Below are 19,023 nucleotides of genomic sequence, written 5' to 3'. Positions count from 1 at the left end.
ATGACCATGTTATATCAGTACGACTCACTGGAATACAGACTCATTTACTACGCTTTGTGCACCTTGGGATTAGAGTGGGAAAAGGACGAAGCGGCTGCTGAGGTCCAGGAAGTCGCACAGATTCACGGTGTGACAGTATCGGAGGTACACCATGCGTTGGAAGCACTGTATACGGATAATCCTGACCCGGATGCGCTCCGGGCAGAAGCTGAGGAAGGTTAATAGACATGGCCATCTCACCTGAAGTTATCCGGTTAATCGATCAGAAACTTGCACCGTTAATTCGAACCGGCTGCCGCATCGATCGGATCAAAATGGTGTGTGCCGCAGGTACGGAACTGGTGAAACAAGGATCAGTTGAGACAAGCGTTGGACCACTACGCGTTGAGTCAAGTAACTTTGTTCCGAAGGGCCGGGCTTATCTGATCGAGGACCATTATAAAGGATTCACATGGGTAAGGTAATCGACTACCGCGTTATATATGATCGGCTGAAGGATGTTGTCGCTGATAGATGGAGCCCGGATCTGGATCGATTCGGTAAACTGTATGAATGGAAGTTAAATGATACGAGAAAGGATGAGGAGTCATGAGTAACCCAGATCAAGACGCAATCACCTATATGTTAGGTATGTCGTCAGAAGAATTCGAAGAATGGGTGGATGCTGGAGAATACTCTGATCAGAACGTGATTGATCTGCACGGTGAAGCGGGGCGACTCCGCAAGGAGCTTAGAGATGCATGGACAACGATCCGTGAATATGGCATCCCTTTAATGGCAGCAAAAAACCTGTGTAAAGAAATTGATCAAGCCGGATCACCTAAGGACAACTTCGCTTTCCGTGCTATCGCCAAAAATTTGAAAGTGTTAGTGAGTTTGATTGATTGGAAAGCAATCGATAGCCTAACTCGGGGCCAGAAAGGATCGAAAAACCAATGAAGGCAGTCACGATTATTCAGCCTTGGGCCACACTGGTAGCCTTGGGAGTCAAGACATTGGAGACACGGAGCTGGGCGACGAAACATCGGGGGCCGCTTGCTATTCACGCAGGGCAAAAGGTGGATAAAGAAGCTTGCCTGATCCCACAAATCCGCGAAGCGCTGCTGAAACATGGTATTAACGATTGGCGGGATCTGACTACAGGAGCAGTGATTGCAAAAGCTGTGCTCAATGATGTATGGGCTATAAACCATCCGTTTAAGAACGGGGGATTGATAGAACGTGTGAGTACTGATACTGGCAGGTTTCTTACATGGGGTGGATACATGCCCGACGAATACCATTTTGGAGACTACAGTGACGGAAGATTCGCCTGGCAGCTCGACGACGTTGTTCAGCTGCAGGAGCCGGTGCCAGCGAAAGGCCAATTGAGTTTATGGAACTGGGAGGAAGCAGGATGACTACGAAAGCAACTTTAGAGAAAACCCTCAGCCGTCGGCAAAAGGAAGTCTATGACTATATTCGACTATTCATTGAAGACAACGGTTATGCTCCTACGATCAGGGAGACTGCTGAAGCACTTATGTTATCGTCATCTTCTACTATTCATGCACACATTAACACGCTCATTCGTAAGGGATACCTTACACATACAGCAGGAGGGGTTCGCACCCTGGCATTGACCAAGAAGGGCAAACGGCCAAAGGTTGTAACTCAAGCGGGTATCCTGAAATGGATTCAAGATCAAAGCATTGAGAAAACGCATGATGGGGCTGTATATAACTTGCTGGCCGATCTGCAGGAAGGCATTCAAACGGGGAGGATTTCCTAATGGTAGATTACCGCAAAGTAGAAAAGACAACATGGACACCGGAGCAGATAGCGAATCATTTGAAAGCAATCGGGGCTGAGCATCCACCTAAACGGCCTGACAAGCTGCAAAAGGCGGTAACTGCACCACAACAGCATAACGGAAACAGTAGGTACTATAAACGCGGGGGTGAATGGTAATTGGAGCGAGATTTTAGGACATTGCTTTTGGAGTACGGATATCCGCAAGACCTGGTAAACGGCTGGTCCGTTGAAGAATGTGAAGCGGAGTGGGACGAGTTCTGCAACGAAGTTATTTCAGTATAATAAATATCCCCCGCGAGCTTGGCGGCCAGGCGGGGGATGTAGTGGATGTTATTTCCTCATTCCTCTTATTAGTATATCACAGGATAAAGGGGAATGAGGGGGATGGCGATGGCATGGGGAGGACTTTGGGAACAAACAGAACTCTTTGCAAAGGCATCAAAAGAGGAGATCCAGAGCGCGGAATTCTACCTCGATAAATATAAAATGATGTGTTTGTTCATGGAAGACTTTGAGAATCATCAGAAAGAAATGGAACAGGTAGCAGTTGACGGGGAAGTAGCCCGTCGCATCGATCAGACAGATCTGCATGCTGACAAGACTGCGAATGCCGTGATTCTGCAAGATAAACAAAAATGGGTTTACTCACAATATGAGATTTTTACCGCTCTTATTCGTAGAGCTCATAGTCAAGTAATTGATCCTGAAGAGAAGGAAGCAATTGAAATTCGTTTCATTAAGGGTTATACCCGAAAGGAAACCATTCTCTTTATGAGAAAGGGTGTGGCAGCCAGTACCGTGGACCGCCGCATTGAAGCCGGAATCGTATCGATTGCTAACTCTTTGAAGCTCACAGGATTCTATGATTACATCAAACAACAATTCTGACGACAAAGTGGGGAAAACGTGGTGTGGATTGAGGAATTATGAACACCACTTGACCATTTTTCCCTGGTATATTGGTAATGTGGAAATCGGGCGAGAATGAAACGCACAGCTGCAATAGCGGCATATGACTGGGGCGTTCCTCTTCTCGCCTTTTTCTAACTCTCAATACAGGAGTGCTTTGGATGTCGAGAGAATTGATCATGAATCATATTGCTGATATTGATGCAGAAATTAAGGAAATAAATCGTGTTCGCGAAGAAGATACATTCGGCCCTTTAGTGTCTGAGGATTTTCCAGAAGCGCGTGCTTTTTTATTACAATCTAAATCCACAGCGTTGTTGGCACTGGTTACATTGGAAGCTAAGAGTATTGACTGATCATTTCGTCAGTTTCAACGACATGATCATGTCGAGGTAATGCTCGATATGGTTCAAATGCGAAATAGCAAGCAATCAGCAGGAAACGATGGGTTTGTTCCAGTTCATCGGGACTCACCCGTTTTCTGTTCCTTGACCCGCTGTTGGTAGCTTCAGTAAAATGGTCTTGTTCTTCCTCTATAGTTACATAGTACGTATGCATTTAAAGCAAAGAGCGAAGCGCATTTGCTGCGGACGGGTACGGACGCCAATCTTTTAAAAGCGTCACACAAATCGCCAAAAGCGTCATTTTATAGCCATAAAACGTAATTCGATTAGCCATTATCGTACATATCACAGCCAAAGTCGTTCCTTCACTGGATCGGCTTTTTTTATTGGAGGAATTGAAGTGATCAGCAGAAGACGAAAGAAGATACGCATTCGCCCTAACAAGCAGCCGGAGAAGTGCAAAGGTTGTCCCTATGGTAACTGGGATGGAGTTAAGCAATTTTGTATGATGCCAAGATGTATACGGATCAGGGAGGGATTATTTCGTGAAAAATAAATTCCTTAATCACGGTGAATATATTGAGGTGTTTATCACACGTAAGAATGGAGACGTTCATTCCTTTTTCGTTTCTGTGCAAGATTACGCAAGAGTAAACAGTTTTACGGGCACATGGTATTTGAACGAAAGTAAACAAGGCAGATTTTATGTGCATGGAAACTTGCCCAGAAACAAAAGCAACTCAAAGTCAGTACAATTACACAGATGGATTTTAGACCCTCCATCAGATATGTGCGTTGATCATATTAATCATGACACGCTGGACAACAGGAGAAGCAATCTGCGAATAGCTACCAAAGCTCAAAATTCTCAGAATAGGGAAGGAGCTCCTGACGATAATACTTCTGGTCTCAAGGGCGTATCTTGGCATAAACGAGATAAACGATGGAGAGCTTTTATCGGCATTAATCGAAAATACAAGCATTTGGGATACTTTAATAGTAAAGAAGAGGCTGCTGCGGCATATAACCGTGCGGCCTCTTTCTATTTCGGGGAGTTTGCTGTTCTTAACGCAGTATAAGCTGTTTTAAGCGTATCAGCATGAGAACGTCCGTTTGCAGGGATAAGCGTTTAGAAGAGCGGAGAACAGCGTCTGAATGAGCCTACGCATGCATATGATGGTCGGCCAATCGGTGAAACCAACTCAACACAATTCTATGGTATTATTGCCCAAAAGGATGGTGTCCAATTTGGAGCAGCTAATCACGATTGAACAGTTGGAAGAGTTATCGCAAGATCAGAAAGATCGTCTTAGGGCATGGTGGTATGCAATCAACCCGGGCAGGTTCGACCTTTACGTCGTCTTGTACAAGTATGACGATGGATTGAAGTATGAAGGGCCTTTCATTAACACGGGGGAAAGGGACTTTCTTGAAGACTTCAATACTGGTGAAGCATTGCCTTTGCTATCAATTGGGCAAATGATCGCTATTATTCGATCCAAGGCTCAAAGTAAATTCAGTCTAGAACATAGTGTTGAGCGGAATTTTGAACGCTGGGGTATTCCTAAATTCGTTTTCTCTGGAGGAAGATTAACCAGTGTGTTCGTTCACACGGAACTTCGCGATGCACTATGGTTAGCCGTAAAGGCAGTTCTTTAATACACCTGAATATAATCAACGAGGACGAGCTATGATGCTGGTCCTTTTTTATTTCTTCATTCTTCTTGTAATCTCTCGTTGCCCGAGATACCAGAAATAAACCTTAACTGCGATGAGTAGATCGGGCAATGTGTCGCTCAGTAGAGTGTGTAAGAGTTCATAAATCATTTCATTTGTCATAGTGGATGTTCCTCCTAGTGTTTTGTCGGAGTAACAATCGGTCTATACCCCGTTCCAGTTGCGGTCATAGTGAAAAAAACTTTGAGGTGATAGAAATGAACATCAGAATCGTGCCAATCGATCAGATTAATGCAGCAGCCTACAACCCCCGTGTTGACCTTCAGCCCGGGGATCTGGAATATGAGAAGCTTCGCCGCAGCATAGAGGAATTCGGTTATGTTGAGCCGATTGTCTGGAACGAACGCACAGGGAACATGGTCGGCGGCCATCAACGGTATAAGATCATGGTCAACGAGCTGGGCCACACTGAGTTGCAGGTATCCGTGGTGGATCTGGACGATCAGCAGGAGAAGCTGTTAAACATCGCTTTGAATAAGGTATCAGGCGTTTGGGATGAAGATGCCCTATCGCAGTTGCTTGTTGAGCTGCAACAGGAAGGCGTGGATATTTCTTTGTCCGGGTTCGATGATGTGGACCTGAAACAGATGCTTGGTGAGATCGAGATCCCGAACTTCGATGCGGGTACTTCCGAGGATCAAGGCGATTTGGGGGTATTGAGTTCAAAGCTGGTGACTTGTCCGCACTGCAATGAGGAATTCGAACATGATTGATTTAAAAGTGGATTGGGCGACACATGCAGCAGCGAAGTTTTCTTGTGAGAACTTCCACTATAGCCGCAGTTTGCCCGCAGGAAAGTCGGTGAAGGTGGGAGCATGGGAAGATGGCCAATTTATCGGTGTGGTTATATTCAGCCGTGGGGCGACTCAGAATATCGGTTCTCCATATGGTCTGACGCAGCGTGAATGCTGTGAGTTGACACGGGTTGCCTTAACCAAGCATCAATCATTTGTATCGGAGATCCTTGCCAAAGCGATCCGGTTCTTGAAGGAGCAATCTCCCAATGTGGAGTTGATCGTTAGTTATGCCGACGTTGAGCAAAAGCATCACGGCGGGATCTATCAGGCTACGAACTGGATCTATGAGGGGAAGACGGACGGGGAACATTATTTCATCATTCGTGGCAAGAAGACACATCCCAAATCGATTCACAGCAAGTACGGTACCGGCAGTCAACGCATCGATTGGATCAGGAACAACTTGGATGCCAATGCCGAATTGTACCGGACTGAGGGTAAACACAAGTACCTGATGCCGTTGAACAAGAAGATGCGGCGTAAGATCCTGCCTTTGCACAAACCGTATCCAAAATAAAAAGGAGGACGCTGTAACGTCCTCCCCATCACCCAGGGTATCCCCCGGCTGAGATAGCGGCCCGCCGCGCGCGGCATTTTGCAGACATCCGCTATCTCGTTTTCCATCATAACGGAAAGTCGGGGATTACACATGAGAACACAAGATGAAGTTTTGTTGCAGCATGAACTCGAAGTCGCCGAGGGTATCCTTGAGAGCAAGGAACAGTACCGTAAAATCGTTAAGGCATCTATTGCCCAGTGGGTCAAAGACCTGCAGGCTGGAAATATAAAGATGCAGACCGTTCAGGATCTGGAACGTCTCATCGAATTGGATATCAAGCTTCAGCAGGACGATCTCATGTAGGTCGTCTTTTTAATTCAACGAAAGGGTGATAACGATGAATTTTGGACAAGCGCTTGAGCAAGCAAAGATAGGTAGAGGGATGAGGTTGCCACAATGGCAGCCGGACGTGGTGGTTCGGGCACAGTATCCAGATGATCACAGCAAGATGACAGCACCGTACCTTTATGTGGAAAGCCGCTTTGGTCGTGTACCATGGAAGGAAACAAATATTGAACTCTTCTCAAACGAATGGGAAGTAGTGGGCGAACAATCGGTAATTACAGGCGAAAGAGAAGGGGTTATTCCTTTTACCACGAAGGACTTGAGCGAGGAACTGTCTCGGCGACTTGGCGTGGATACTTTCACGGTCGAACCGCAACAAGAGTTTGCGATTGTGGTTGATGGTCGGATATATGAGTTTACCGGTGCGGCGACTGTGATAGTTAATCAGGATTAGGAGGTGCAATATGTCCGTTAAAAGCTATCAAAAGATCATTCCGGCTACGGCCATTCAGTTCGAAGGAAACAGCTCGACACATACAGATGAGATCTTCGCGTTTGTTCAGTTTCCCATTTCGATCAATCTGGCCGGTAATGTTGTAGAGCTTCGAGTGATCGTTGACCCGTTGAAACCTTTGGTGGTGCTTGTCGGGGATTACATTGTTAAGGACGCAGCCGGGACGCTGAAACATATGAAGCAGGCTGAATTCGAATCTGAGTACACTGTAGTGAAATAGGGGATGTGACGGCATGGACTTTAAAACTAACTTCAATGACCAAGTCAAAGTCAAGCTTACTTCTTATGGAAAACAACTCCTGAAGGATCAACGAGAAGAATTAAACCGATACATCCTTAGTCGGGGCGGCAAAGGCGTAGGGCCATATGTAGAGAAAGTGGATTCTGATGGGTATACCAGGTTTCAAATATGGGATCTCATGCAAAGACTCGGTCCTTACATGACCATTGGTAATCCTGAACCGATCGAAGGAGACATGATTTTTATTGATGGTGAACCGATTGAAAAATAACTCTGTATGAAATGTCATTTCAATTGTTGGGGGTGGTGATGAATGTAGATGGCCAGAGAGAGAAGTCCCGAGCGGGACAAGGCAAAACTGATGTGGCTGGAGAGTGGCGGGACGATGAAGCTAAAGGACATCGCAGCCGCTCTTTCTGTTGGGGAAACACAGATTCGCAAGTGGAAGTCTCAGGACAGTTGGGCGTCTGAATTGAATAGTAACGTTACCATTGAAACGATTAGTAACGTTACCAAACGAAGAGGACCCCCAAAAGGTAACAAGAACGCTGTTGGGAATCGCGGGGGAGCACCGCCAGGGAATAAACGTGCTGTCGGCAATAAAGGCGGCAACGGTGGACCGTATGGGAATAAGAAAGCCGTAACCACAGGTGAGTATGAAACCATTTGGCTTGATGCTTTGGAAGATGACGAGCTGGATCTCATCGATCTGATTGATACTGACCCGATTCTACAGGCTGATGAAGCCATAATGAAGTTTGAGATCCGCGAACGTAGGATGTTGCTTCGGATCAAGAGACTGACCGACGGTCTGACCGAGAGGGAACGGCGTGTTCTTTACGAGCTCAAATCAATCAAGGAAGCCATGACGGTTCATGATGAAATGACGGGTAAAACGAAGACCATTCCTGTGACACGAACGGAGCTGGTCGAATCTCAGGTAGAAGAAAAGACCTTCCGCGTAATCGATGACATCATTTCACTTGAAGAAGCGTTAACCCGTGTGCAGACTCAGAAGCTAAAGGCAATTGAGATGAAGGCCAGACTCCTGGACGAAGAGAAACGCGTCCGGATTGAGATGCTGAAACATGAGCTGATGATCAAACGCGGCGGTACTGAACCGGATAAAGTTGAGGATGACGGCTTTATGGATGCTCTGAGGGGACGAGCTGCGGAGGTGTGGGCTAAAGATGGCAACACTGAAGCTTAAACCTTCACCTTTCAAGTGGCAGCCTTTCTCTGATAAGCAAGTCCAAGTCCTGACATGGTGGATGCCTGAAAGCCCTCATCATGATATGGATGCCATCATTTGCGACGGGTCGGTTCGTGCCGGCAAGACAGTGGCCATGTCCTTTTCATACATCGTTTGGGCAACGGAAACGTTCCGGTCTGAGCAATTTGGTATGGCAGGAAAGACGATCGGTGCGTTGCGCCGTAACGTTGTTGGTCCACTTAAAAGGATGTTGTCCAGTCGTGGGTACCAGGTGCATGACAACAAGACAGATAACGTTCTGACTGTATCCCGTGGTCTTGTAAGCAACCAGTTTTTCCTCTTTGGGGGTAAGGACGAACGTTCACAAGAATTGATTCAAGGTATCACCTTGGCGGGCATGTTCTTTGATGAGGTAGCCCTGATGCCGAAGTCCTTCGTGGATCAGGCAACTGCCCGTTGTTCGGTTGAAGATGCAAAGATGTGGTTTAACTGTAACCCTGCAGGTCCGTACCACTGGTTCAAGGTGGAATGGCTGGACAACCTGATCGTTAAGCGTGCCGTTCATCTTCACTTTACGATGGAGGATAACCTATCACTGTCCGAACGTGTTCGGGATCGGTACCGGAGGATGTACACGGGGATATTCTATGACCGTTTTATTCTTGGACTGTGGGTTATGGCTGAGGGCGTTATATTCTCCAAGTTCAGCGACAAGCTCCACAAGAAACCGCGTGAGTGGTTTCCTACAAAGTTTGATCGTAAGTTCCTTTGTGTTGACTACGGGGCCAACAACCCGACCACATTCCTTAAATACGGGGTCCTGGGTGATGTTTATTATGAGTTGGATGAGTATTACCACGACATCAAGTTAAAGGGAGAGAAGACGAACAGCGAATATGCCGATGACCTTCAAGGTTTTGCTGATGGTGATGAGTATGCAATATTCATTGACCCAAGCGCCAAAGCTTTCATCATTGAGCTGAAGCGCAGAGGCATAGGGCATATTCGCGCGGCTGTAAACGCCGTGTTGGATGGCATACAAACTGTTTCCAATCGATTTCAGAACAACGAACTTTATATTTCTGCCGACAACTCCAACTCACTCAAAGAGTTGGTTTCTTACATTTGGGATAATAAAGCCGCTCAGCGCGGTGAAGACAAGCCCATTAAGCAGAACGACCATACATGTGATGCACGGCGGTATGGTGTCCATACGGATTACCTGATGCAACGTGCGAAGCAACGACGTTCCGAAAGAGAGAACGCACCGACACCGCGGCCAAAGCGAGAACGCCCGAGCCGAGGTCGGTAGAAGGGAGAAAGCATGCGAAAGGTCAACGCACGAATAATTAAATCTACTTCAGTCAGCAAGAGCAGCACCTCCACAGCGATCAAGGATGAAACTAACGCCTTTGGGGATATGATTGAACCACTCTATCGTCCGGTTGATTTGATCGAGATGAGTAAGGAGAGTACTGTAATCCCCCAATGTGTTGATGCATACAAACAAAATATCGCTGGTTTCGGGTTTGGTCTACAGTACAAAGAGGATGATACCAAGGTCGATGAAACATTTGAAATGAAAGCGGAGTGGGAACGTGTCAAGGATATCCTACAGTTCTTCAATTTTGATAAGCCCTTCAAGGACGTATGGGCCGAAGCAATTGTGCACCGTGAACAAACGGGGAACGGGTACATCGAAATTATCCGTGATGGAACTGGCCTTCCTGCTGAAGCTGAAAACATGGAACCGGAGTATGTCAAGGTATCCAAGCTTGGCGATCCGGTGGAAGTGACCATATGGCGTAATAGCAAGCAATTCAAGCGAAAAAAGAAATTCCGTAGGTATCTGCAAGAGATAAATGGTTCTAAGGTTTGGTTCAAGGCATTTGGTGATCCGCGTAAAATGTCCTGGAAGACAGGCCAGTATGGCGACGATATTCCGCCTGAAGAAGAAGCAAACGAAATCCTGCACCTCAAAATTGGCAGCGGAGCATATGGCGAACCACGATGGATTAGCCAGTCGCCGCATATGTCGGGGAGTCGTAAGGCGGAAATCCTGAATCTGAACTATTTTGATCAAGGCCGCCATGTGCCAATGGCCATACTTGTCAAAAACGGATTGCTAACAGACGAGAGCGTGAAGCAACTCGAAGAATATGCAAGCAATCTGAACGGTGTTGATCATGCGCATAAATGGTTGGTCCTCGAAGTGGAAGGATTGGACGAAGGGATTACTGAGGATGAAAAGACCAAGGTTGATATTGAAATGAAATCCTTGGCCGACATTCTTCAAGGAGATGCCTTATTTCAGACTTACGACGACAACTCGCGTATGAAACAGCAATCCGCATTCAGGCTGCCGGATATCTTCGTTGGCCGCAGCCGTGACTTTAATCGGGCTACAGCAGATAAGGCACGAGAAATCACGGAGGAACAGGTTTTCCAACCTGAACGCGAAAGCCTGGCTTTCATTTTGAATAACGTATTGCTTGAACCGTACAACCTTCAGCACGTCGAAGTCTTCTTCGAAGGTCCGGACATTTCGGACAGCGAAGACAAAGCCAAGATGTTGACTGTTTATAATCAGATCGGTGGTGTGTCCCCGAATGATGTTCGGGATGATGTGGGCAAGATCCTTGGCAAAACGGTTGAACCCTTCGAAGACGAGGGAGCCAAAATACCGTTGTCTCTTAGACAACAGCAGACAGGCAGTACATTCCCGATTGCTTTGCAGAAGGGGGCTTCACCATCGTCTGAGATCGTCAACGTGCTGAAGGACTTGCGGGACGTACTGGAGGGAATGCAACGTGGAACCAATTGACCGTTTGCTGACATCGATTGCAACCATCGTCAAAGCTGAGGAAGGTGACATCACAGAGGATATCCCGGATTTCCCAGGACTCCAGAAGGTCCCGGACTACGTGGAAGACTTTGAATCGGCCGTTGCTAAGCTGTTACGTGGTCAGCGCAAGTATTTTGTCGATGGGATCAATACGTTCGTGGCAAAAGACGAAACACTGGATACCATCATCAATTTTGTCATGAATGATCTGTTTGCAGCGGACGAGCTTGCTGAACTGTTGGGGATTGAAGCTTCTGTCTTTTTGACACTGACTATCACCGATCTGGTGGCCGACATGATGTTTGCCATCGATAAGGACGTTTCTTTTAAAACCCTATCAGGACGCACGACCAAATGGATTAAGGAATGGGGCGAGGATCTTGGTAAGATTATGGCCCTCAACTCACATAAAGCAGTAGAGGAAGCCCTGATCACAGCAGTCGATGAGGGCGAATCTGTTCAGCAGGCCGTGCAGCGGATCAAGGATCTTCCGCAGTTTGATCGTGAACGTGCTCGGGTCACTGCACAGACTGAAATACTTGCAGCATCGAGTCGGAGCCAGTGGGAAGCGTACAAGCAAAGCCCGTCAGTCGTTGCCAAGCGCTGGCGGCATAGTGGGAGCAAGAACAATAACCCGCGGGAAGCTCACGTAAAGATGGATGGCGATGAGGTGCCGGTAGATGATCCATTTGATGTAAATGGTCATAGCGGAGATTATCCCCGCGATCCGAAGCTCCCTCCAGGGGAGCGCATTGGATGCAAGTGCGTGATGTCTCCTGTGACTGATAAAAAAATATTAGGACTTTCACCGGAGGAAAAGGAAGCTATCCGGCAGCAAGTTCTGGATGAATTGGAGGACTGAACGTGAAAATCATTGATTGTCCATCATGTTTATGGGATCACGAGAACGTTGATGTATCGTTGGTGCCTGGCGGCTTTCAATATACTTGTCCAATGACTACAAAAACAGTAATTCTGAGAGGAGGTGAACAAAGAAAATGCCAAGAGAATTAACCAACGTGGATATCACGCATATAAGTTATGTTGATAAGGGCGCGAACCAAAAACGGTTCTTCCTTACTAAATCCGCTAAGAAGCCGGATTTCCAGAAGCAAGTCAGGCTGATTGCAAAGGCAGAAGACGCGAATAAGCTTGTATATGGTGTGGTGTATGAGCCAGGAGCTGAAGATACACATGGTGATATGATGACCGCAGCTGAGATTGAAAAGGCTGTTCATGGGTTCATGAGCAATCTCGCAATTGCGAAGGGCGCAGTTATGGACACGCAGCATGATTTTGATCCAGGTGTCGGTGATGTAGTGGAGTGCTATATTGCTCCTGTAGATTTTGAATTGGGTGACGAGACTATCCTTAAAGGGTCGTGGGTACTCGTTACGAAAGCAAGTGATGAGATTTGGGAACAAATCCAGAGCGGGGAAATTACCGGATATTCGATGGCCGGGACCGCAGAAGCAATCGAAAAGCAAGACCAGGAGCCTGTGGCCAAGTCGGATGACGAAGCTATGGGCTTTTTTCGTACCATGAAAGCATTCTTCACGGGTGGAAGCACTGAGAAGATTGCTAAAGGCGAAGTGGCTGAAAAATATGAACGTGATCGTCGCCGTCGTGAATTTTGGGCGGCACAGGATGCACTCAATAGTGTCATCTTCAATTGGGACGATTGGAACAGTGAAGTAGAACGCGATCCTGAAACGATCCGCGAAGCACTCCAAGACTTCATTACAATTGCCCAAGAAGTGTTGATCCAAGAGGATATTGCAAAAGCCATTGGTAAACCACCTGAAAGCATTGTTAAGGCAGGCAAGAAGATTTCCGACGGCAACATGAAGCATATCGATGATGCCATTGCTGCACTAACCGATTTGAAAAACAAAACAGTGCCTGCAGATGACGAGCAGGACGATGAGGGGGACGAAGAAGTGAAGAAAGAAGACATTGCGGAGATCGTAAAGAGTGCACTTGCTCCGGTTACTGATCGATTGGACAAGTTGGAGAAGGGCGAAGGTGACAATCCTGAAGGGACTACACCAACACCTGAGCCTGAAGGCGGTATTGCCGATCAATTGAAGGACGTTCTTAAGGAAGCTTTAGCGCCGATTGAATCTCGTCTGGAAACGGTCGAAAAAGCCCGTGGCCTATCCCGTCAAGGCGAGTCTATTCATAAGGCTGATCACGATGACAATGATCCCTACAAAGGCTTGTTCTAATCACAACTAAACATTTAAATAACAAGGGAGATTGATGTATCCATGACAACCAACAGATCCATTATTGAAAAAGCAACTATGACCCTCGCCGATTTGGCTTCCGGTGGACGAATGAATGAACAGCAATTCAATGCCTTTTACCGCCGTATGATTGCGGCACCTACTATCTTGAACAGCGCTCGTACAGTTCCAATGAATTCCGACAGCCAGAAGATCGAGAAAATTGGTTTCGGTCAACGTATTTTGCGTCCAGGCGTAGAAGGAACAGCGCTCACAGAGGGACAACGCACCAAACCGACCACAGGTACGATCAAGTTGAACACACAGGAAGTCATTGCTGAGATCAATATCTCGTACGACACGATTGAGAACAACATCGAAGGCGATAACATCCGGACGACAATCATGAACTTGCTGGCCGATCGCGCAGCGCTTGATTTGGAGGAACTGATCATCAACGGCGATACCGCTTCAAGCGATGAGTATCTTGCTTTGATTGATGGTGTGCGTAAGAAAGTATCTTCTCATATCGTCGATGCCGAAGGGGAAGCAATTGCCAAGGAGATTTTCAAGCGAGGAATCAAAGCGGTGCCTAACCAGTATCTGCGCAACCCTGCGGATTGGAGGTACTACACAAACACTGGTGTTGAACTTGACTGGAGGGACAGTTTCGCCAATCGTCAAACATCCGGTGGTGATCAAAGCTTGGATGGAGGTCGACTGGTTAATGCATATGGAGTTCCAGTCAACGGAATCGCTATGTTGCAACCGTACAATGTGACTTCTCCTGTTGCTTATACCGATGTGACTGATGCCATTCTTACGCATCCCAAAAATATTGTTGTCGGTATGAACCGTAAACTCCAAGTTGAAGTAGACAAGGATATTTCACGCCGTGTGTTCATCATTGTTCTGACAGCTAAAATTGATGTTCAGTTGGAAGAAGAAGACGCAACAGCTAAGATCATTCACATCAAAGCTTAATATAAAATTCAATTTTGAAAGGAAGGTAATTAATCATGGCAGGAGCTAAGAACAACACAGTGAAAGATGCTGAGGATCAGAATAGTCAGGGCACTTCCGCCGAACAAGCGTCCCTTGATCTTGAAGGTCAGACTGGAAAGAAGGAAGACAAAGCATCTGATAAACCTGCAAGCGAACCCGTAACCTCTAATACTAACACACAGTATTTTGCCACTCTTGTACGGGGGAAGACGTTTGATGTGGGTGGTATCGTCTTTAAGGTGGACGAGGAAAAAGAGGTAACGGAGAGTTTGTATGCACGACTTGCGAATAATGCGTTGTTCTCTGTCCGGAAGGAATAGTCTATGGCCCTAATCACACCGCAGGAAATCATTGATTACACGGTGTTCAAGAAGGTCAAAGCGAGAGCTCCGCAGTTGCTTCAGATGGATATCCTGCAGGCTGAAACAGAAGTGTTCGAAGAGGTCGGTCACGATTTCAGTGATTCGACCCTTTATCCCGTTCTGCCACCTGAAGCTCGGCTGGCCCTCATACAGTTGGGACAATACTATGCCCTGGTTAACGGTGATGAGTCGATTGCCAAGGGGATCAAGTCGGAAAGCATTGGCGGTTATTCATACACCTTGGACAACGGCCAGATTATCAGTAAGGCGTCTATCCTGGCCATGTTGCGTAAATTCAAAGCGCAGCCGGTGCAGGGGAACGTCAACATGAGGATGCGATTGTTATGAGTTATGAAGATATGCTTACGGATCGATGCGATATTTACCATATGCAGTTAAGCGCGGGACCTGGCCGTTTTGGTGTGCCGGCTGCACCTGAACTTAAATATGGATCGGTACCGGACGCAATAGATGTGTCGTGTTGGTTCGTGGAGAAAGGCCAGTCAATCAATCAGGCTGAACCGAACAACGAGATCCTGCATTCCTTCCTTGTTCATTTTCTCCCAGACACTGATGTTCGGGTGAATGACAAGGTGGTATGGAATGGTGTGGAGTTGACGCTGCAGGTGCCCCGGGATCTCCGGGGGCATCATTGGGAAGTCACAGCAACAAGGAGGGCTAACCTATGAGCAGGAACCGTGCGGAGATCCGCGGGCTTAATGAATTGATTAGCGGTTTAGATCAGGCAGCCAACGGTGGGTTGCGACAGGAATATGCTCTTTGGCTTGATGCAATGGGGTTCGAGTTTCTTGAGTTGATTCAGGATGAGATCATCCGGACGAAGACGGTAGACACTCGGCGGCTGCTTAACAGCTTTGACAGAGGCGATGGTGATAACGTTTGGTCAATGTCTTCCGGTGGGTTACGGCTTGAGGTCGGTACCAATCTGGAGTATGCCCAATTCGTTAATGACGGCCATTGGACAACTAAAGAAGGTGTGGAACAACGGTGGGTACCTGGACGTTGGCACGGTGATCGATTTGATTACGATGCAGGAGCAAACACAGGGATGATGCTCAGGCGCCAATGGGTCGAAGGCACACATTACTGGGATACTGCTCTTCTTATCTTCGAAAGATTGTTTGAATCTTCATTGGAACGTCGCCTGCAGGAATGGCTTGATGCTTTACCAAGAGGCCGACGTGCTAATAGACGAGGGGGACGAAGACGGTGAATAGTGATGTGGGATCGATCATGGCGGCTTGCTTTCGGATACACCCCGTTCAAGTTTACACCGATCGCATGCCGCAGGACTTTGCTGTACCGTCTCTTTATTTCCCGCAGCCGATTACCGCGGACGCGCCCAGCTCCATCAGTTCGTACAGAGTGGATCGTTCATTGGCGGGTAAGGTATTCGCCAAGACGGATGAACAAGCGGCTGACGCAGCTGAACAAATCGCTCAGACAATCAGGCAATCTCGTATGGTTATTCCCATCATCGATGAGGATGGCCGTAACACGGGGAAATACATGCGACTCCGCAAAATGGATTCTCGCATCATAGACGAAGGTGTTGCACAGCTCACTTTTACGTGGACTTCCCGGTATCGGTACAACCGGGTGGAATACGAGAAGATGGGCTCTTTGTTTTTAAATCAAGGAATTAGGCGGTGAAATCATGAGTGATGTGAAAGAAGAACGTACTACGAAGGCGGCCAAGGCCGCACCTGCAGAACCTCGCTTCAGCAAGGAACAGTTCTTGCAGTCGAGCCGTTATAGCAATGCCCAAAAGGACGTGCTTGTGGCTTTGTTGCAAGATGGCCAGACGTACACGCATGAAGAAGTCCTACGACAGATGAATGCATTTAAATCAAGGGAGGTGCTCTAATGGCCGGAGGAATTTGGACAAGACAAAACAAAGTACGCCCAGGCGTATATATGAATTTTGAATCTGTGGGCACTGTAACAACCGCCCTCGGAGAGCGTGGTACGGTGACCATGGCGATACCACTGAGTTGGGGGCCGTCCAAACAACTGGTAACCGTGGAAGCTGGGGCAGATCCCTTTGACGCGCTTGGATATGACATCACAGCGCCCGAGATGTTGCCCGTTCGCGAGACGTTGAAACGTGCGCAGAAGTTATTGCTCTATCGCCTGAACGAAGGAGTTAAGGCAACGGCTACAAGCGGTAACTTGAGAGTGACGGGTATTCATGGGGGTGTGAGGGGTAACGACATCACCATTGTCATTCAAGCCAATATTGATGATACGACTAAATTCGACGTTTCCACGTTGGTCGCTGGCGCAGAACAGGACAAGCAGACTGTTTCCGACATCGATGGACTCATCAAAAACGCTTGGGTAACATTCGCAGCATCCGGAGCAGACAAGGATCTCACTGCTTCCGCAGGTGTTCCGCTCACAGGAGGTACCGATGGTGCAGTAACCAATGCTGATCACACCGGATACCTGGAATTGCTTGAGGTGACTGACTTCAACACGGTGGGTCTAATGTCGGATGAGATGACACTGAAGGCTATTTACACCGCTTTTGTTAAGCGGCAGCGAGAGAATGAAGGTAAGAAGATTCAACTGGTGGTACCGAACTACCCTACAGCCGACTATGAGGGCGTGATCAGTGTCAAAAACGGCGTTGTATTGTCCGATCAGACTGTGATTGACCAGGTGAAAGCTGTTGCTTGGGTTGCCGGTGCAACGGCCGGAGCTGCGGTTAGCCAGTCTCTGACTTATGCTGCCTATGACGATGCAGTGGATGTTGATGTGAAGTATACCAACAGCCAGATCGAAGAGGCACTGTTGCGTGGGGAATTCCTGTTCACGGCAAGCCGGGGGCGTGCCGTTGTGGAACAAGACATTAACACCTTCCGGACGTATACCCTGACCAAGGGGGCAGAGCGCTCCAAAAACCGAGTTATCCGGGTGCTGGATGGCTTAGCTAACGATTTCAAGGATACATTCGAACAATACTATATTGGCAAAACGGACAATTCCGCAGATGGTCGCAATTTGTTCCGTTCTGCCTTGACCAACATTGTAAACAGCTATCAGGGATTCGGCGCTATCCAGAATTTCAATAGTCAAACGGATGTGTCTGTTCTGGCTGGGGAAGCCAAGGATGCTATATTCGTCGAACTGGACATTCAACCAGTGGATAGTATCGAGAAAATCTATATGAGAGTGCGGGTGAAGTAATCTATGGGATTCCTTAAAGCACAGGATGCCATCTCGGGGCAGGAAGGACGTGCTTTTGCCACGATCAACGGTGTTGCAGAAGAAATGTTCTATGTGAAGACACTTGAAGCCACAGTGGAGAAACAGAAGGCTGAGATTAAGACACTTGGTCGTCGTGGTGTACAACACAAGGCGACAGGCTGGTCTGGTTCGGGGTCGATGACTATTTACTACACAACATCCAGGTACCGTGAGCTGATGATGGAATATATGAAAAATGGTAGGGATACGTATTTTGATATCCAAATCACGAATGATGACCCAACATCCAGCATCGGGGCACAAACCGTGGTGCTTAAAGGCGTTAACTTGGACAGCGTGGTTATTGCCAAATTGGACACCGAGGCAGATGCGTTGGATGAAGAGGTGAGTTTCACGTTTGACGATGTTGATATGCCAAATACATTTACTGCCCCGACATTGGGCTAACAAAATTTAAATTGAAGTGGAGAGATTGAACAATGAGTAAGAATATGGCGTTTTTCATGAAAGGGCAGGCAGCTGAGGTTAAAGAAGAGGAAGTCATTATCACTCAGCGTTATAAAGATGAAAAGGGAAAGGTTATCCCGTTTATCATGAAGGCCTTGGGGACAACCCGGATTGACGAGTTGGAAACGGAATGCACCAAGCCGGAAATTAAGAAGGGTAAGAAAGTTGGCGAAAAGCTTGACGGCAAACGGTTATCCCTCCGAATTGCCATTGAATCAACATTGTACCCTGACTTTAGAGATGCAGAATTGCTCAAGTCATACGGCCTGACCGATCCAGTTGATTTGGCTAAGGCTGTCCTGTCCGTTGGTGGTGAATACATGGAATGGATGCAGGAATCTAATCGGATCAATGGTTTTGACGAGTCCGAAGATGAGCTTATCGATGACGTAAAAAACTAATCAAGTCCGGTGATCGGGATGCCGTGTATGCTCACTATGCCCTGCATA

General features: G+C 47.3%; 31 protein-coding genes and 1 pseudogene. All 32 read left to right on the top strand.

Going from position 1 to position 19,023, the window contains the following annotated elements; genetic code table 11:
- Positions 1 to 6 precede the first annotated feature (6 nt).
- Positions 7 to 222 (top strand): hypothetical protein, encoded by a 216-nt coding sequence (locus tag QVE09_RS09600; RefSeq protein WP_315936627.1) that lies wholly within the window; start codon positions 7 to 9, stop codon positions 220 to 222.
- Positions 223 to 227: 5 nt separating this feature from the next.
- Positions 228 to 464: a hypothetical protein gene (locus QVE09_RS09595; RefSeq protein ID WP_315936626.1), complete on the top strand. Its 237-nt coding sequence runs from the start codon at positions 228 to 230 to the stop codon at positions 462 to 464.
- Between the two features lie 124 nt (positions 465 to 588).
- Positions 589 to 939, top strand: coding sequence for a hypothetical protein (locus QVE09_RS09590; RefSeq protein ID WP_315936625.1), 351 nt, complete (start codon positions 589 to 591; stop codon positions 937 to 939).
- Complete coding sequence (locus tag QVE09_RS09585) at positions 936 to 1,400, top strand: ASCH domain-containing protein (protein WP_315936624.1); 465 nt, start codon at positions 936 to 938, stop codon at positions 1,398 to 1,400. Before QVE09_RS09590 ends, QVE09_RS09585 begins: the two co-directional genes overlap by 4 nt.
- On the top strand, positions 1,397 to 1,771 hold the full coding sequence (locus QVE09_RS09580) for a LexA family protein (protein ID WP_315936623.1): 375 nt from the start codon (positions 1,397 to 1,399) through the stop codon (positions 1,769 to 1,771). The genes QVE09_RS09585 and QVE09_RS09580 overlap by 4 nt, the downstream gene beginning before the upstream one ends.
- Positions 1,771 to 1,950, top strand: coding sequence for a hypothetical protein (locus QVE09_RS09575; RefSeq protein WP_315936622.1), 180 nt, complete (start codon positions 1,771 to 1,773; stop codon positions 1,948 to 1,950). Before QVE09_RS09580 ends, QVE09_RS09575 begins: the two co-directional genes overlap by 1 nt.
- A gap of 228 nt (positions 1,951 to 2,178) precedes the next feature.
- Complete coding sequence (locus QVE09_RS09570) at positions 2,179 to 2,682, top strand: hypothetical protein (protein ID WP_315936621.1); 504 nt, start codon at positions 2,179 to 2,181, stop codon at positions 2,680 to 2,682.
- Positions 2,683 to 2,864: 182 nt separating this feature from the next.
- Positions 2,865 to 3,059, top strand: a complete 195-nt coding sequence (locus QVE09_RS09565) for a hypothetical protein (protein WP_315936620.1) — start codon at positions 2,865 to 2,867, stop codon at positions 3,057 to 3,059.
- A gap of 533 nt (positions 3,060 to 3,592) precedes the next feature.
- Positions 3,593 to 4,126: an AP2 domain-containing protein gene (locus QVE09_RS09560; protein WP_315936619.1), complete on the top strand. Its 534-nt coding sequence runs from the start codon at positions 3,593 to 3,595 to the stop codon at positions 4,124 to 4,126.
- A gap of 76 nt (positions 4,127 to 4,202) precedes the next feature.
- Positions 4,203 to 4,706, top strand: coding sequence for a hypothetical protein (locus QVE09_RS09555; protein WP_315936618.1), 504 nt, complete (start codon positions 4,203 to 4,205; stop codon positions 4,704 to 4,706).
- A 275-nt stretch (positions 4,707 to 4,981) separates the two neighbouring features.
- A complete protein-coding gene (locus tag QVE09_RS09550; RefSeq protein ID WP_315936617.1) occupies positions 4,982 to 5,497 on the top strand; it encodes a ParB N-terminal domain-containing protein in 516 nt (171 codons plus the stop codon).
- Positions 5,490 to 6,098: a Mom family adenine methylcarbamoylation protein gene (locus tag QVE09_RS09545; protein ID WP_145153091.1), complete on the top strand. Its 609-nt coding sequence runs from the start codon at positions 5,490 to 5,492 to the stop codon at positions 6,096 to 6,098. Before QVE09_RS09550 ends, QVE09_RS09545 begins: the two co-directional genes overlap by 8 nt.
- Positions 6,099 to 6,230: 132 nt before the next feature.
- On the top strand, positions 6,231 to 6,443 hold the full coding sequence (locus tag QVE09_RS09540) for a hypothetical protein (RefSeq protein ID WP_307415095.1): 213 nt from the start codon (positions 6,231 to 6,233) through the stop codon (positions 6,441 to 6,443).
- A 34-nt stretch (positions 6,444 to 6,477) separates the two neighbouring features.
- Positions 6,478 to 6,684: pseudogene (locus QVE09_RS09535) on the top strand (Thoeris anti-defense Tad2 family protein); the annotation flags it as partial.
- Positions 6,682 to 6,879 (top strand): BC1881 family protein, encoded by a 198-nt coding sequence (locus QVE09_RS09530; protein ID WP_315936889.1) that lies wholly within the window; start codon positions 6,682 to 6,684, stop codon positions 6,877 to 6,879. The pseudogene QVE09_RS09535 and the gene QVE09_RS09530, both read left to right, overlap by 3 nt.
- A 10-nt stretch (positions 6,880 to 6,889) precedes the next feature.
- Positions 6,890 to 7,159 (top strand): hypothetical protein, encoded by a 270-nt coding sequence (locus tag QVE09_RS09525; RefSeq protein WP_315936616.1) that lies wholly within the window; start codon positions 6,890 to 6,892, stop codon positions 7,157 to 7,159.
- A gap of 13 nt (positions 7,160 to 7,172) precedes the next feature.
- Positions 7,173 to 7,451 (top strand): hypothetical protein, encoded by a 279-nt coding sequence (locus tag QVE09_RS09520; protein ID WP_315936615.1) that lies wholly within the window; start codon positions 7,173 to 7,175, stop codon positions 7,449 to 7,451.
- A 48-nt stretch (positions 7,452 to 7,499) separates the two neighbouring features.
- Entirely contained in the window at positions 7,500 to 8,390 is an 891-nt protein-coding gene (locus tag QVE09_RS09515; protein ID WP_315936614.1) for a phage terminase small subunit-related protein, read from the top strand.
- Positions 8,371 to 9,705, top strand: a complete 1,335-nt coding sequence (locus QVE09_RS09510) for a PBSX family phage terminase large subunit (RefSeq protein WP_315936613.1) — start codon at positions 8,371 to 8,373, stop codon at positions 9,703 to 9,705. Before QVE09_RS09515 ends, QVE09_RS09510 begins: the two co-directional genes overlap by 20 nt.
- A 12-nt stretch (positions 9,706 to 9,717) precedes the next feature.
- Positions 9,718 to 11,217, top strand: coding sequence for a phage portal protein (locus tag QVE09_RS09505; protein WP_315936612.1), 1,500 nt, complete (start codon positions 9,718 to 9,720; stop codon positions 11,215 to 11,217).
- Positions 11,204 to 12,100 (top strand): phage minor head protein, encoded by an 897-nt coding sequence (locus QVE09_RS09500; RefSeq protein WP_315936611.1) that lies wholly within the window; start codon positions 11,204 to 11,206, stop codon positions 12,098 to 12,100. The genes QVE09_RS09505 and QVE09_RS09500 overlap by 14 nt, the downstream gene beginning before the upstream one ends.
- Positions 12,101 to 12,236: 136 nt before the next feature.
- Positions 12,237 to 13,466, top strand: a complete 1,230-nt coding sequence (locus tag QVE09_RS09495; protein WP_315936610.1) for an XkdF-like putative serine protease domain-containing protein — start codon at positions 12,237 to 12,239, stop codon at positions 13,464 to 13,466.
- 42 nt (positions 13,467 to 13,508) lie between these two features.
- Entirely contained in the window at positions 13,509 to 14,450 is a 942-nt protein-coding gene (locus QVE09_RS09490) for a phage major capsid protein (RefSeq protein WP_315936609.1), read from the top strand.
- A 35-nt stretch (positions 14,451 to 14,485) separates the two neighbouring features.
- Positions 14,486 to 14,791, top strand: a complete 306-nt coding sequence (locus QVE09_RS09485) for a hypothetical protein (RefSeq protein WP_315936608.1) — start codon at positions 14,486 to 14,488, stop codon at positions 14,789 to 14,791.
- Positions 14,792 to 14,794: 3 nt separating this feature from the next.
- A complete protein-coding gene (gene yqbG, locus QVE09_RS09480) occupies positions 14,795 to 15,181 on the top strand; it encodes a protein YqbG (RefSeq protein ID WP_315936607.1) in 387 nt (128 codons plus the stop codon).
- Complete coding sequence (locus QVE09_RS09475; RefSeq protein WP_315936606.1) at positions 15,178 to 15,522, top strand: DUF3599 family protein; 345 nt, start codon at positions 15,178 to 15,180, stop codon at positions 15,520 to 15,522. The genes yqbG and QVE09_RS09475 overlap by 4 nt, the downstream gene beginning before the upstream one ends.
- Positions 15,519 to 16,067 (top strand): HK97 gp10 family phage protein, encoded by a 549-nt coding sequence (locus QVE09_RS09470; RefSeq protein WP_315936605.1) that lies wholly within the window; start codon positions 15,519 to 15,521, stop codon positions 16,065 to 16,067. The genes QVE09_RS09475 and QVE09_RS09470 overlap by 4 nt, the downstream gene beginning before the upstream one ends.
- Positions 16,064 to 16,507: a phage portal protein gene (locus QVE09_RS09465; RefSeq protein WP_315936604.1), complete on the top strand. Its 444-nt coding sequence runs from the start codon at positions 16,064 to 16,066 to the stop codon at positions 16,505 to 16,507. The genes QVE09_RS09470 and QVE09_RS09465 overlap by 4 nt, the downstream gene beginning before the upstream one ends.
- A gap of 4 nt (positions 16,508 to 16,511) precedes the next feature.
- Complete coding sequence (locus QVE09_RS09460) at positions 16,512 to 16,721, top strand: hypothetical protein (protein ID WP_221822356.1); 210 nt, start codon at positions 16,512 to 16,514, stop codon at positions 16,719 to 16,721.
- Positions 16,721 to 18,046 carry a phage tail sheath family protein gene (locus QVE09_RS09455; RefSeq protein ID WP_315936603.1) on the top strand — a complete coding sequence of 442 codons (1,326 nt, stop codon included), beginning with the start codon at positions 16,721 to 16,723 and terminating at the stop codon, positions 18,044 to 18,046. Before QVE09_RS09460 ends, QVE09_RS09455 begins: the two co-directional genes overlap by 1 nt.
- 3 nt (positions 18,047 to 18,049) lie before the next feature.
- Positions 18,050 to 18,514, top strand: coding sequence for a phage tail tube protein (locus QVE09_RS09450; RefSeq protein WP_076330449.1), 465 nt, complete (start codon positions 18,050 to 18,052; stop codon positions 18,512 to 18,514).
- 32 nt (positions 18,515 to 18,546) lie between these two features.
- Positions 18,547 to 18,975: a phage tail assembly chaperone gene (locus QVE09_RS09445; RefSeq protein WP_074093024.1), complete on the top strand. Its 429-nt coding sequence runs from the start codon at positions 18,547 to 18,549 to the stop codon at positions 18,973 to 18,975.
- Positions 18,976 to 19,023: the final 48 nt, after the last annotated feature.

The organism is Paenibacillus sp. ClWae2A (assembly GCF_032452295.1).
GTDB lineage: Bacteria > Bacillota > Bacilli > Paenibacillales > Paenibacillaceae > Paenibacillus.
Note: the sequence above shows the minus strand (reverse complement) of the source record. Positions and strands in the feature narration are given on the sequence as shown.

Bases quoted from the DNA above. Each gene is read 5' to 3' on its own strand.
- QVE09_RS09545 (WP_145153091.1), top strand. From the start codon at position 5,490: ATGATTGATTTAAAAGTGGATTGGGCGACACATGCAGCAGCGAAGTTT.
- QVE09_RS09485 (WP_315936608.1), top strand. From the start codon at position 14,486: ATGGCAGGAGCTAAGAACAACACAGTGAAAGATGCTGAGGATCAGAAT.
- QVE09_RS09450 (WP_076330449.1), top strand. From the start codon at position 18,050: ATGGGATTCCTTAAAGCACAGGATGCCATCTCGGGGCAGGAAGGACGT.
- QVE09_RS09575 (WP_315936622.1), top strand. From the start codon at position 1,771: ATGGTAGATTACCGCAAAGTAGAAAAGACAACATGGACACCGGAGCAG.
- yqbG (WP_315936607.1), top strand. From the start codon at position 14,795: ATGGCCCTAATCACACCGCAGGAAATCATTGATTACACGGTGTTCAAG.
- QVE09_RS09505 (WP_315936612.1), top strand. From the start codon at position 9,718: ATGCGAAAGGTCAACGCACGAATAATTAAATCTACTTCAGTCAGCAAG.
- QVE09_RS09570 (WP_315936621.1), top strand. From the start codon at position 2,179: ATGGCGATGGCATGGGGAGGACTTTGGGAACAAACAGAACTCTTTGCA.
- QVE09_RS09525 (WP_315936616.1), top strand. From the start codon at position 6,890: ATGTCCGTTAAAAGCTATCAAAAGATCATTCCGGCTACGGCCATTCAG.
- QVE09_RS09580 (WP_315936623.1), top strand. From the start codon at position 1,397: ATGACTACGAAAGCAACTTTAGAGAAAACCCTCAGCCGTCGGCAAAAG.
- QVE09_RS09590 (WP_315936625.1), top strand. From the start codon at position 589: ATGAGTAACCCAGATCAAGACGCAATCACCTATATGTTAGGTATGTCG.
- QVE09_RS09540 (WP_307415095.1), top strand. From the start codon at position 6,231: ATGAGAACACAAGATGAAGTTTTGTTGCAGCATGAACTCGAAGTCGCC.
- QVE09_RS09515 (WP_315936614.1), top strand. From the start codon at position 7,500: ATGGCCAGAGAGAGAAGTCCCGAGCGGGACAAGGCAAAACTGATGTGG.
- QVE09_RS09445 (WP_074093024.1), top strand. From the start codon at position 18,547: ATGAGTAAGAATATGGCGTTTTTCATGAAAGGGCAGGCAGCTGAGGTT.
- QVE09_RS09600 (WP_315936627.1), top strand. From the start codon at position 7: ATGTTATATCAGTACGACTCACTGGAATACAGACTCATTTACTACGCT.
- QVE09_RS09475 (WP_315936606.1), top strand. From the start codon at position 15,178: ATGAGTTATGAAGATATGCTTACGGATCGATGCGATATTTACCATATG.
- QVE09_RS09585 (WP_315936624.1), top strand. From the start codon at position 936: ATGAAGGCAGTCACGATTATTCAGCCTTGGGCCACACTGGTAGCCTTG.
- QVE09_RS09495 (WP_315936610.1), top strand. From the start codon at position 12,237: ATGCCAAGAGAATTAACCAACGTGGATATCACGCATATAAGTTATGTT.
- QVE09_RS09510 (WP_315936613.1), top strand. From the start codon at position 8,371: ATGGCAACACTGAAGCTTAAACCTTCACCTTTCAAGTGGCAGCCTTTC.
- QVE09_RS09455 (WP_315936603.1), top strand. From the start codon at position 16,721: ATGGCCGGAGGAATTTGGACAAGACAAAACAAAGTACGCCCAGGCGTA.
- QVE09_RS09470 (WP_315936605.1), top strand. From the start codon at position 15,519: ATGAGCAGGAACCGTGCGGAGATCCGCGGGCTTAATGAATTGATTAGC.
- QVE09_RS09490 (WP_315936609.1), top strand. From the start codon at position 13,509: ATGACAACCAACAGATCCATTATTGAAAAAGCAACTATGACCCTCGCC.
- QVE09_RS09460 (WP_221822356.1), top strand. From the start codon at position 16,512: ATGAGTGATGTGAAAGAAGAACGTACTACGAAGGCGGCCAAGGCCGCA.
- QVE09_RS09520 (WP_315936615.1), top strand. From the start codon at position 7,173: ATGGACTTTAAAACTAACTTCAATGACCAAGTCAAAGTCAAGCTTACT.
- QVE09_RS09565 (WP_315936620.1), top strand. From the start codon at position 2,865: ATGTCGAGAGAATTGATCATGAATCATATTGCTGATATTGATGCAGAA.
- QVE09_RS09595 (WP_315936626.1), top strand. From the start codon at position 228: ATGGCCATCTCACCTGAAGTTATCCGGTTAATCGATCAGAAACTTGCA.
- QVE09_RS09555 (WP_315936618.1), top strand. From the start codon at position 4,203: ATGAGCCTACGCATGCATATGATGGTCGGCCAATCGGTGAAACCAACT.
- QVE09_RS09550 (WP_315936617.1), top strand. From the start codon at position 4,982: ATGAACATCAGAATCGTGCCAATCGATCAGATTAATGCAGCAGCCTAC.